The sequence below is a fragment of the Ruminococcus callidus ATCC 27760 genome, from assembly GCF_000468015.1.
Classification (GTDB): domain Bacteria; phylum Bacillota; class Clostridia; order Oscillospirales; family Ruminococcaceae; genus Ruminococcus_C; species Ruminococcus_C callidus.
The window spans coordinates 105,609-118,054 of the sequence record NZ_KI260449.1 but is presented as its reverse complement, the minus strand read 5'-3'; the positions used below and the strand labels follow the sequence as shown (position 1 = coordinate 118,054).

Here is a 12,446-nt window from a genome sequence, read left to right as displayed (position 1 = left end):
CGGGCTGCGTTCTCCGCAGCCAATATCAAGGCTTCCGATTTTTACTTTTCTGATCCAACTGTACAGCGTATTTACGGGTATCTGAAGTTCATTCGCTGCTTTTACCGCACCTATCTTTTTTGCAAGCTTTACTGCCTGCACTTTGTACTCATTTTCATATTGTTTATTTTCTGACATTCCTTTTTCCTCCATTTCTTCCTTTTCCTATTTTATTTCTTTGAGGTTAGGGTGTCAAGTTTTATTATACTACATCAGACCGTCACATTGCCGTAACCGCCAAAGAAACCACCGCAGGAGAAATGAAACGAAACAGCAGAGAGAATGTGGGCATTATTTCGCATGACCTCACCGCTTTCAGTTTGCATTATCTTCTAAGCTGCAACCATACTCCTTGATCGTCTGCTCAGAACCCTTATCGGCTATTGTCTTACCCATTGCTGCTTCAATGACTTTAAGGATAGCTTTAGCCCTTGCTATGAAATAGTGATCAAAGTCATCTGCGATAAGGTAATCGTAGTTGACGAGGTGGGACTCGATTCGGAAACGAAGTTCAACTTCGTCGATCTCCGCTTTTTTCATTATATTTCCGCTGTAAACACTTGGAGCATCACCGCCGATCTGTCTGTTGGACGCAGGAAGCAGCGGAGTTTTGTTGACGATCGAGTTCCATTTAGTCTTGTCAAGCCCCATTTTCTTGCAATATGCTTCAGGGAAAATGTGATGAATATCCGGCGATTCGTCCATACTCTTGACAATATCCATTGTTATGCCCTGCATAAAGTCACGGCATTGTTCTCTATATACGAGCGCCATAATGCCTTTATATGCGGCACTATTTCTTGTTTGAAGTGACAGTAAACGAGTTGCGGAGAAATAAGCAGCGTTGATCGTTTTGTTCTGGCTATCTTTCCCTTGAATCTCTGCCACAACATCTTCAATATCTGTTGCATATCTGGTCTCATTCGCACCGCCATACATTTCGCCCATGATACCGCACCAAAACCATTTTGCCAGTATCTTTTGAGTGCTTGGAAGATTGAATGTAACTGTACCGATCACAGCACAGATCGCTGATAGCGGAATCAGTTGAGTTGTGTAAGGCAGATCACGCTTTCTGAACACATATTGCTGGAACAGGAACTTTCGAGCCATTTTGTAGCCCTCAAGCAAAATACCCCTATTTTTCTTGTAATCTTCAAAATTCAGAGCGAGAACATCTTTCTTCTTACAAGTAGTCATTTTATCTGAAAGATAGGTTGTGTAGAGCGTAATAGCGGTAAGGAATGATGTTTCATCTACACCTTCCATAACATCTGTATTAAGAGTTTCCCCCTTGCCACGAATCTTGTCTCTGCACTCGATCCAGTCTTTGCGAAGGTCAAAGTCATAGGTCGCAAAGGTAGCTGTCACAAGCTCAAATACCGTCAGCGGTACACCGCCTGTATTTACATTCTCAAAGACCTTGCAAACAGCTTCTCTTGGCGTTTCTTTGCCCAAAGTGATAACAGGCAACTTATAGCCAACGATCGTATCAATGACCTGAGTTCTGAATTGCTTGTATTTCTCCATAAATGCCTTATCGTATTCGTGGTATTCCTTGTAGCCGTCTGCCCAATCTTCACGGGCATTGCTGTCAAATATGATGTTTATGGGGAACATTTCGTGTTCAAACTCCAGTTCACGAGTCGACAGATCAAGAACTACATCTCTGTCGAAATTTGTCTTGACCTTTCTATCGCTCGGAACGGCAATAACAGCATCAACACGATCTTCACTTTCGTCTAAGCACTTTTTAATATCTAAGTAGTAGTATCTTTTGATCTTCTTGCCCTTTTCTGTCATTGTCTCAACAGGTTCTTTGCAGCAAGTCGCACGATACATTGAAGTCAATCTCTGTTGTCCGTCAAGAATAAGGAACTCAGGAGTTACTCCCGTGACTGTTACACCCTCAATAGTGCGATATTTGAAACGCACATTCTCATTCCCATATTCAAGCCGCATGATCGCTCCCATAGGATAACCCTGAGATAAACTTGCGATAATGCCACGGATTCTGTCATTATCCCATGTCCACCCACGCTGAAACTCAGGTAATTGTTCTTTACCGCTTGATACCTCACGCATAAGCTCACTCAGCTCTGTATCAAGAGACTTTGGAGCAATGTTGATAGCCATTTTTTATCATCTCCGTTCTATTATTCTTCCGCTGCCTGCTTTAGTGATGTATAGATCTCCTCTGTAAAGATACCGAGGACTTCACGCTTGATCTCCTCATCATTGAGCAACAGGGAGAAAAAGTCCTGATTCTGCTCCAAGCCTTCGATCAGTGCATCATCAATATCGTCAAAGTAGGAGAACTCAAAGTCCTTGACTGTGTTATTCTTTGCACTTGCTTTCAGCTTGTCAGACTTCATCAGAATATCCCTGATCTGAAGCATTGCCTTTACCGCAACATCGCTGTCATAGGATTTGCCTGTCCGTGCATTGATCGCTGCGATGATCTCAGAGAGCCTTTCTTCCTTTGCGGGAGTCAGACCGAATGTTTCAGCAGAGGGCAGCTTCACAACAGGCTTTGCGACAATTTCGGACTTTGTATGTTCGTCCTGCTTTTTCTGTACGAACTGTGTCGCTCTGATCTTACCATCGAGGTTAAAGCCTGGACCTGGGTGTTTGATATTGATGTGAGAAAGCAGAAGAATGATGTAGTTGTATTTCTTGTGAAGCTCTGTATCCTCAAAGCTGGATACTTGGATCATAAACTCATAGAAACGGACGAAATGACGGAGGTCAACCACGATCTCACGCTGTTTCTCGATACTGTAATGCTCGATCAGCTTCTGAGACTTATCAAGGCAGAAGTTGATCTTTTTCTTGTCAGCAGACTGCACCTTCTCCTTGTAGAGCATCTCGTTGACTTTATCCACATCATCGGGATCAATGATCGCATAAGCGTCTATCTGTGCTTCAAGGTCATAGATTGCAGTGGGAGTAACGGAATTTGAGAGCAGCGTAGTGGTATAATACGGAGCAAATGCCCCTACAATATCCTCATAGCTATTGACAAAATCGAGGATAAAGGTCTTTTTCTCAAAGGGTGGACATATTCTGTTCAGACGAGAAAGTGTCTGTACCGCATTGACACCTTTGAGCTTCTTCATGATATACATTGCACAGAGCTTGGGCTGGTCAAATCCTGTCTGATACTTGTTTGCAACCAAAAGCACCTGATAATCGTCCTTGTCGAACTCTTTGGTGAGCTGATCTTCGGGAATACCGTTAATACCCGGCTCTGTGTATTCTGTATCATCAGGGAGCTTCACCTTGCCAGAAAACGCAACAAGTGCACGAATGCCCTTATATCCCTTTTTAGAGCAATAGTCCTCAAATGCTTGACAGTACTTGACGGCGGCCTGTCTTGATGCGGTGATGACCATTGCCTTTGCCTGTCCGCCAAGTTCCTGCATAACAGTTGTGCGGAAATGCTCTACGATGACCTCTATACGCTGGGCGATATTCGTTTCGTGCAGCTCAACGAACCGAGCGATCTGCCGTTTCGCACTTGCAGTCTGCATTTTTGGATCTTCTTCAATTTCCTTGTTTATCTGATAGAAGGTCTTGTAGGTGGTGTAATTCTGCAATACATCGAGGATAAAGCCCTCCTCAATAGCCTGCTTCATCGAATACACATGGAACGCTTCACGCTGTCCGTTGGGATTGATCGTGCCGAAAAGCTGTAAGGTAGTCGGTTTCGGAGTAGCCGTGAAAGCAAACATCGAAACATTCTGCTGTTTGCCGTTTCTTGCAAGCTCTGCGGCAATCTCGTCCTCCATATCCTGATACAGCTCATCACCCATACCGAGGGACTGTGTGACTGCTGCCATATCTTTTCCGGCAGTAGATGAATGAGCCTCATCAATAATAACCGCAAAGCGTTTATTCTTCAAGCCCTGAACGCTGTCCACAATATACGGGAACTTCTGGATCGTTGTTGCAATGATCTTCGTATTGCCGTTGAGGGCGATAGCGAGGTCGGCAGAATTGCACTTTTCGTCCATCACACGGATAAGCCCCGACTTATGCTCCATACCCATGATCGCTTTCTGAAGCTGTCGGTCAACAACCACTCTGTCGGTCATGATGATAACATTATCGAAAATGATCTTGTTGTCAGCATCATGGAGTGTCGCAAGGCGGTATGCAAGCCAAGCAATAGTATTGGTCTTGCCGGAGCCTGCACTGTGCTGGATCAGATAGTTGAGCGAGGTGCGGTTTTCCTCTACATCGGCAAGGAGCTTGCGGACTGCATCGAGCTGATGATAACGGGGAAAAATAATACTTTCCTTGACTTCTACCTTTCCTGTCTTTTCATTCTCTTTCTCAGAGGTCTGAATGAAAATGAATTTGGAGATCAGGTCGAGAATGGTATCTTTGGTAAGAATATCGTCCCACATATAATGTACAGGATAATCGTCCTCACAGGGAGCGTTTCCTGCACCTGCATTGACACCCTCACCGTTGCCCTGATTGAACGGCAGGAAGAAAGTCTTTTCACCGTCGAGCTTCGTTGTCATATAGACTTCGTGCAAGTCCATAGCGAAATTGACGAGTGTGCCTGCCTTGAATAAGAACAGTCTGGACTTCGGATCACGCTCCATACGGTACTGATATATCGCATCGTCCGTTGACTGTCCTGCATAGTTGCATTTCAGCTCCATAGAGATGATCGCAAAGCCATTGAGGAAGATAACAACATCAATTCGCTCTTTGTCGTTCGCCCACACTTCTTCCATGACGGTAAAGCGGTTCATTTCGTATTTCCGCATCAGATCTTTATTGAAAGTGGTTGCAGGCTTTGTGAACATCAGTTCCAGCTTATGCCCCGACAGTTCGACACCGTGACGGAGGACTTCAAGTAGGCTACCCCTTTTCTTCGTACACTCCGCATTGATGAACGAAACAATGGTATCTTCGAGCCTGTCCTTATGTATCTTGCGGAGCTTCTCCATTGTCTCAGGCTGGGTATCATTCAGAAAACCGAACAGCATTTCACGGTCGATCGCAAAACGGCGGTCAAAGTCGGTCGCTTTTCTGATCGTGTAGCCGTTTTGGTCACGAAGTATACCGAGCAGTTCAGCTTGATATTGTTTTTCTGTTAGTATGTCATTCATGTTGTTATCCTCCGATCCATTCTCCAGTTTCAAGATTTACAAAATTAGCGAGTTTGATCTCAGATACAAAACCGTCGCCATATTCGCCGTTTCGTGTCTGATCATCGAGCTTAAACGAGATATTGTATAGCTTTCCAGCCTTAGTTTTTCGGATAAGACCGTTTTCAAGGAAATATGTGATACAGCGTTTATGAGCTTCTTTATCATCGAAATGAAGATAGAAACAGCACACACCGTCAGGAGCGTTGCTATGCTTTGCTTCTGCCACAACGCCATCGGCAACCGCTTTCTCGCATATTTTAGCCGCAAAGTCATTATCTTTGAAAAAATACATCCATTTTCCGACCTTGCTGTCATCAAACTTCTTGGCTTCTGCTTCGTTCACATAATACACCCAATAGGCATTTGAGACTTTTTTCAGCGGTTTAGCCATACCACACACCTCTTTTAATCTTCTATTTTTCGGTTAAAGAACTCCCAATCGCCGCTGCGACCATTAGATTCGTGGCAGTACGGGCAAATATCATCATCTACTTCTCTAAAGCCCGGTACCTGTTCGTAGCGCTCCTGATAATAAATCTTGCCACAATGACCACATTTGACCTTTCCTTCGTCGATCTCAAACTTTGCGAGATCACCGTTTTCATTGTAAGCAGTATAGAAATCCATAATAGCATTCCTCCATTATTCAAATATTAAGTGAGAGTAAGAAGCCATGATGATAGTTTCTTTATAATCTTGATTAAGTCCAGAGCTTCATCTATTTTGACAACAATACGCTGTCCGACAGAATAATCAGTATCGCTTGATTTATCAATATATTGTTGATCTACAATTCCTGTATTATGTTCGATGATGTGCCTGCGCTGAAAATATAGCTTCATACGGTTAATTTCGTCCGAAGATAAGAAAGTTTCATAGCTACTTCCTGTTTCATCAAAGAAGTATTTGCTTCCTCTGTCAACCATCTGAAAATCATTAACACGCTTCTCGACACCTGATAGCTCCTTAAATCTGCACTGAGCAAACTTCTGAAAAGCAGATACCACCTGACCGAAGCTGTTTTCAAGCATTGAACGGCACATTGTTTCAGCCGTATCCATATCGAACTGTTCTGTCAGCGAGGCTTTCATCTCATCAAGAGACTGAACCATTTTGGTAATTGTATTCATAGAGTTATCGAAAACATTGCTTGCAGAGTTATAACCACAGCAGGGGCAGAAGTAAGCCGAACCAATAACACTATACCTTGTTCCGCATTTCTCACAGGTAATATCAAGATTCCATTCTTCCTTAGCACCTATCGGGTTGTTCACGAATGTAACAGGTCTGTTTCGCTTGTAGGTAATCTTGATATACTTATTGTTTCGTGTAGAACGAGCTAAGCTGCCAAACATCTTATCAATTTCACCGAGCATATAATTTCTTGCCCAGTTAGTAGCTATTTCTTGCATTGCATCAAGCTGTTCATATGTATACCAACTGTCCGAAGGAGCTATTTGACCGCATAAGGGGCAATGTACTTCTTCATCAGATACCTTATCTTCCCAATCCTGCATACTGATCTTAAATTCAAACAGACAGTTTTCATTGGGACATTGGCGGTCAAGATAGCCCTTTTCGTCAGAAAGTATTTTCATAGGTATTTCGATATTCAAATCTGCACCTCCAGTCACATATTAAAACGAAGATTGGATGTATATTATTTCTCTTAACTTCATACGAAGTTCTCCAAATGTATCAACAATACTTTGGAATAAGCACCTTGTGTTTTCAAAATCCAGTTCTATTGTTGGATTATTAAGAATCAAGCTGCCTTTGCCATTCTCAAAAATGTAGCGATAATACTCGACCGCATACTCGGTTGAAACATATTGATCCATCAGTTTCTTTATTTTTACAAGAAGCACCTGAGCTTCGCTTTTGGACTTATTGAATCCCTCCTCAGTAATTGGAGGAAATCTATTTTCAATGCTTTCAAATGTAATTTCATTCATTGCATTCTCAACTTGTACAAGTAAAGTATCAAGGTCATGTGTCAATTTAGGCGATTGATTTGTTATTGCCACAATTAATGCTTTTAATTCCAGTTCTACAAAATGTCGAAAATTGAAGAAATATGGAAGTATTATATGCCCAACATCTTTTATTGTATTATTCTCGAATCTGCTTTTAAGTTCTCGCTCCAAACAATGATATGCATTGCAGTAACTATTTGAAACGAAAAATAGAATCGATGCATCATTTCTGAAGCAAGTATTATCTTCATCATTTCCAGAAAAATCCAATCGTATTAACTTCTTTTCTCGGTCAAAATCGATTCTAAATAATCCAGAACCAGCAAACATTTTTTTACTCATTAACTACTTCCTTCTTCCCCGTCACATACTCAAATATCAGCGACTTCTTGTATTCCTCTATTGTTTCGATCTGCTGTTTCTTTTCGGCAATAATAATGTCAATTTCTGATATTTTGGTATCGAGGTAATCTGCGATTTTACGCTGCTCATCAAGTGGAGGAACAGGGATCATAAAATTGTTGAAAGCAGAAGTCTGTAATCTCCACCGCCCTAAATTAGACACACCTTGACCAAGAGAATAAAAGATACGGCTCATGTAGCAGCATTGCATGACATATTTGAAATAAGTAAGGTCATTATTCTCCTTATCTCGCAGACGGAACACACGATAGTCAGGGCTTGTTACGCCGAACATCGTAGAGCAGTCCACCCAGCCAGTCAGCAAGTCCATGTGGTTCATAACATAATCAGTAGGATAGACAAATTGATACCCTGCGTAGCTTTCTGCCTGCTGTCCGTTGTTACTTTCAATATCCTTGACCTTCAACCCTTTTTGAGTAACTGAAAGGACATCAAAGCCCTCTTGTCCTGCAATTCGCTTTACGATCTCAAAAACATATTTTATGTCGATCAACTCCCAGTTTTCGGGAATTGCAGTCCATACATCAGATACAGTGTTTTTCAAAGCGGCTTTCTTGATTCCCTTTGAAATGACACGAAATACCAGAGATTTCTTGTATTCTTCAAGGGCTTCAATTTGGGATTGAATGTCGGAAACAAGAGATTCAAACTCACTGCATCTATCATCAAGATAACCAGCAATTCTTTTTTGTTCTGAGAGTTCAGGGAAAGCAATATAAGAATCGTTCATTATTCCCATTGTAATAAAGCCCATTGTCGTTTCATGTATTTCAGCACGCAAAGCATCTGTGAGCGAAATCAGGTAATAGTAGGCAAACATTTTGTCAATATCAATGCTTAAGCGTGTTTTCCAAATATGGTAGTGATAAATCACTTTTTCGCCGTGCCATATAACAGGGGCATAAGACATAGACCAAGAATATAATAAATCACCATTATCACAGTATTTATCATCTGGCAGTTCTAAACTTGAAGTGTACCAAGTTGGATTTGAAAACAAGTTGCCCACACGGAGAATTCTATATTTCCCATCTTCCTCAAATTCGTTATCGCTGTATGCTCGTCCGTTGATAAGTTGAATAACGTATTTCTGCTTGCAACAATACCAATCTTTTGGTATAGTGCCAATCCACTCAATCCCACTATCCTTCATTTCACGCATATTCACACCCCATATCTTACTCTGTTTTTAAGAGCGTTAAAGCCGATATGTGCCATAGCATACACAATAAGTATAAGTGCAACAGCCCATGTAGCAAACCCGAACAGTCCCATTAAATAGAGGAGTCCGACATGAACACAGTAGAACATAAGATATAAGAAACTGCCCTTTGAAGGATTGTGCTCACTTCTTGAATAGTACAGTCCGACAAGTGCAAAAGTGAGCGCATGAAGCACAGGCTCTGCAAGATAGTTCATGACAATAGGTGTCATCGTCAATGTGTTTTCTCCAATAGTAACAGGGAAAGCAGTGCCTAATGAATCAAAGGGATTAGGCAGATAAAATGTTCTGATAATAACGCTCAGAGTTGCAATGAATTTATACATATAATCTCCTTTCATTAGCCAAACAGCCGTGCGATACGCTCACTCACAGACTTTTCAAGCTCCAAGAACCGCTGTTCAAGCTCCTCGCTGGGTTTCGGCTGCTGATACTTATAGAAATATCTTGTAAACGGGATCTCCGCACCCGTCTTGACAATAGGCGACTTCTTGCTCAGATCTTCCTCAAAGAACCACTGTGCATCGGGAACATGGGGAAGCACCTCACGAGCCATATAGTCCTCGATGCTCTCGTCAAACTTCACGATCTCCGTGTCCTTTGTCTCTTTATCGTAGATGATGTTGCCCTTCTTGTCACGCTGAATCTCGGCAGACTTGTCCATGACCGACAGACCGTCAGCGATCTTGTCAAGGAGCTTCTTGTCTGTTGTTGCGGTGCTGAGTATCTTAGTCAGTACGGGCATAAATGCCGCAGGGGACAGATATACCGCATCGGAAACAGCACCGCTCAGCGATTCAATGATCGCATCGTAAACGGGCTTGTTATTCTGATAGCTTTCGAGCTTCTTGACCTCTTTGCCCGTCAGCTCCTCTGCGTTTTCAAGCTCTGCCACCTTTGCAGGATCGTACAGCGAGGAGAGCGAACCCTTTGACAGCATTGCCTGGATACACTCCTCGGTCACGGCATAGCTTCTCTGCAACGGCTGCATGACCGTGTACTCACGATAGATGAACTCCGTGTTTGGGTATATCTTGCAAAGCTCGTTCTCAGCAAAGTCTGCATACAGCTTCGTGATAGCGGAACGGTCTTCGGGACTGATCTCGTTCTTCTTGTTTCCAAGAGCTTTGCGCAGCTTGTGGAAGATCGAACCTGCATCAATGAGCTGAATTTTACCACGGCGCTCCTCACGCTTGTTCTTCGACAGCACCCAAATGTATGTAGCGATACCTGTGTTATAGAACAGGTCAACGGGAAGTGCGATAATTGCTTCTATCAGGTCATTTTCAAGCAGCCACCGTCTGATCTGGCTCTCGCCCGAAGATGTACCGCCCGAAAAAAGTGGAGAGCCGTTCTCGATGATCGCAGCCCGACCGAGGGCATTGTCCATTTTATTCACAGCCGACTGAATGAAAAGCAACTGCATATCGCCTGAACCTGGCAGTCCTGCACCAAAGCGACCGTCAAAGCCCTTCTGTTTTTCTTCCTTGACAGCCTGCTCAACACCCTCAGCAGCGTCCTTTCCGCCCCACGGCGTACCGAACGGCGGATTTTCGATCACGAAACGCATCTGTCTGTCAGGGAAACAGTCAGCCTTCATGGTATCCTGCATACGGATATTCTCGGCATTCTGCCCCTTGATAAGCATTTCAGCCACGCACATCGCATAGGACTCAGGGTTGATCTCCTGTCCGAACAGACGCACATTCGCAGTCGGGTTATAGCGATGAATGAAGTTGTATGAAGTAGAAAGCATACCGCCTGTGCCTGCTGCCTGGTCCAGTATGGTGATTTCCTTGTGGTCATCGAAAATATCGTCACAGCCCTCTGCAAGCAGAATGTTTACCATGAGCTTGATAATATCTCTGCCCGTGTAGTGATCGCCGGCTTCGGCATTTTCAGAGAACCTACGAATCAAGTCCTCAAAGATGTATCCCATTTTAACATTGTCAATGGTCTTGGGATCGAGGTCAAGCTCCGAGAATGCCTTTACCACCGACAGCAGACGGTTGTTCTTATCCATCTTGTCGATCTGCTTGTCAAAGTCAAGGCTTTTGATGATGTCCTGCACATTGGCAGAAAAGCCCTCGATATAGTTGCGGAAATTCGCTGCGAGGTGGTCGGGATCATTGACAAGTTCTGCAAGGGTGTACTCGCTCGTATTGAAGAACTGATACCCCGATACACGGCACATAGCTTTTGCAGGATATGCAGGATTCTTCTTGTACTGCTCCACGACAGCCTGCTTCGTAGCTTCCAATGCGCACTCAAAGCGGCGGATAATGACCATAGGAATAATAACGTCCTTGTACTTGTCGCTCTGGTATGTACCTCTCAGCTTATTGGCGATAGACCAAATGAAGCCCACCTCGGTGGAAACATCTACGGGAGCATCGTCCCACATGACATCTATCTTATGTTCGCTCATTATTATTTACTCCAATCTTGATTTCATTTTTTCGACAATATCATATATCTCGGCATCAAGAACAAAAGGCTCTGTAAAGGCATTCAGGACAATGCCGGATACATTCTTTTCGTTATTCCTTGCCATAGGGATAACCTCTAAAAGAGGCTTCTGGATCTTTGAGAAGTGCTCGCCGTATTCGCCCATTTCTTCTTCACTCGAAAAGACAGGGAAATAGAACTGATCGCCATTCTGCAAAATATCTGGAACCAATCTTACTTCATCGTTAGTGGTGAATTCTTCGCCCACCAATGCAGAGAGATCATCTTCGGCATCTTTCATAGCTTGCTCGAAACGAGCCATATCAGCTTCACTCATGACAGCATTACATGGTATCCAAACATAACTGTCTCTCAGAAATTCAAGTACATCTAAGAAGTGATCTTCGATTCTTTCCTTATTGAAAACTGCTACCGCTTCTTTCAGCAATGTGCCATCTTCCAAGTCCTCAGCGGTCAGTTTTCGGCTGGGTGTCATATCAGTGTAAAGAATAATACTCTCATCTTCCTGCTTCTGAACAAAGAACGCAACCTTTTCGCCACTATGATAGCCAAAGTCTTGGTCTGGCTCATTCAGCAGCGTTCCCATGATAAAATGATCGCCAAGACCAATAATTCGTACCCAACAGCCTTCCGGATTCAAGCCCTCTCTTGTCAAGTAAACCATCACATCATCGGGGTAGAAATCGTGACGAGACTTATCTAAAAAGCCCATTTTGCGGGTTTCCTCAATTTCTTCTGAAGCCTCATAATGCTTTAGCACATCGAGCTTTTCGGCGTATTTATTGCTCAAACCTCCGTCTGCATCGTCAAAGAAGAAGAACTCATCGTCAATTACAGCACCCACACGAATAAAGGCTCTTGTTTCAACGGAAGTGTCGAAAAATGTAAAACCGTCACCGTCTTTGAAGCCTGCGGCCAATACTTCCATAGTTAAGCCAGCATCGTGATATTGTCAATAACACTTGACACATTAACCGCAAGGATTTTGAAGTTAAGCAGCGATAGTCAAAGCAGAATAGAACCTACGCCGTTTTACAGCTGGTGGGAGCCCGCCGATTGCCGAGCAGATTCTGCGGTTGCTCCAGTAACTCATAAAATATCGCCAGGCCATCGTTTTTAATGCTTCAATCGTATAATCTTCAGATC

11 protein-coding genes are annotated in these 12,446 nt (G+C 43.3%); all 11 read right to left on the bottom strand.

All coding sequences use genetic code 11. The annotated features are described in order from the left end of the window. Positions 1-192 (bottom strand): transposase (locus tag RUMCAL_RS11000; RefSeq protein WP_021682943.1); only part of this gene is annotated, 192 nt, incomplete at its 3' end. A gap of 162 nt (positions 193-354) precedes the next feature. Then, complete coding sequence (locus RUMCAL_RS10995) at positions 355-2,175, bottom strand: DUF262 domain-containing protein (RefSeq protein WP_021682942.1); 1,821 nt, start codon at positions 2,173-2,175, stop codon at positions 355-357. Positions 2,176-2,195: 20 nt separating this feature from the next. Next, positions 2,196-5,168, bottom strand: coding sequence for a type I restriction endonuclease subunit R (locus tag RUMCAL_RS10990; RefSeq protein WP_021682941.1), 2,973 nt, complete (start codon positions 5,166-5,168; stop codon positions 2,196-2,198). Positions 5,169-5,172: 4 nt separating this feature from the next. Next, on the bottom strand, positions 5,173-5,601 hold the full coding sequence (locus RUMCAL_RS10985; RefSeq protein WP_021682940.1) for a hypothetical protein: 429 nt from the start codon (positions 5,599-5,601) through the stop codon (positions 5,173-5,175). Positions 5,602-5,615: 14 nt separating this feature from the next. Further along, positions 5,616-5,837 (bottom strand): hypothetical protein, encoded by a 222-nt coding sequence (locus RUMCAL_RS10980; protein ID WP_021682939.1) that lies wholly within the window; start codon positions 5,835-5,837, stop codon positions 5,616-5,618. Positions 5,838-5,863: 26 nt separating this feature from the next. After that, a complete protein-coding gene (locus RUMCAL_RS10975; protein ID WP_040648006.1) occupies positions 5,864-6,826 on the bottom strand; it encodes a hypothetical protein in 963 nt (320 codons plus the stop codon). Positions 6,827-6,847: 21 nt separating this feature from the next. Then, on the bottom strand, positions 6,848-7,528 hold the full coding sequence (locus RUMCAL_RS10970; protein ID WP_021682937.1) for a HEPN domain-containing protein: 681 nt from the start codon (positions 7,526-7,528) through the stop codon (positions 6,848-6,850). Further along, a complete protein-coding gene (locus tag RUMCAL_RS14780; protein WP_021682936.1) occupies positions 7,521-8,771 on the bottom strand; it encodes a restriction endonuclease subunit S in 1,251 nt (416 codons plus the stop codon). Before RUMCAL_RS14780 ends, RUMCAL_RS10970 begins: the two co-directional genes overlap by 8 nt. Before the next feature lie 2 nt (positions 8,772-8,773). Further along, the gene (locus tag RUMCAL_RS10955) at positions 8,774-9,157 is read right to left on the bottom strand and encodes a hypothetical protein (protein WP_040648003.1); all 384 of its coding nucleotides are present in this window, start codon (positions 9,155-9,157) and stop codon (positions 8,774-8,776) included. Positions 9,158-9,171: 14 nt separating this feature from the next. Continuing rightward, positions 9,172-11,259 (bottom strand): type I restriction-modification system subunit M, encoded by a 2,088-nt coding sequence (locus RUMCAL_RS10950; protein ID WP_021682934.1) that lies wholly within the window; start codon positions 11,257-11,259, stop codon positions 9,172-9,174. Positions 11,260-11,265: 6 nt separating this feature from the next. Beyond that, positions 11,266-12,228 (bottom strand): SseB family protein, encoded by a 963-nt coding sequence (locus tag RUMCAL_RS10945; RefSeq protein ID WP_021682933.1) that lies wholly within the window; start codon positions 12,226-12,228, stop codon positions 11,266-11,268. Positions 12,229-12,446 lie beyond the last annotated feature (218 nt).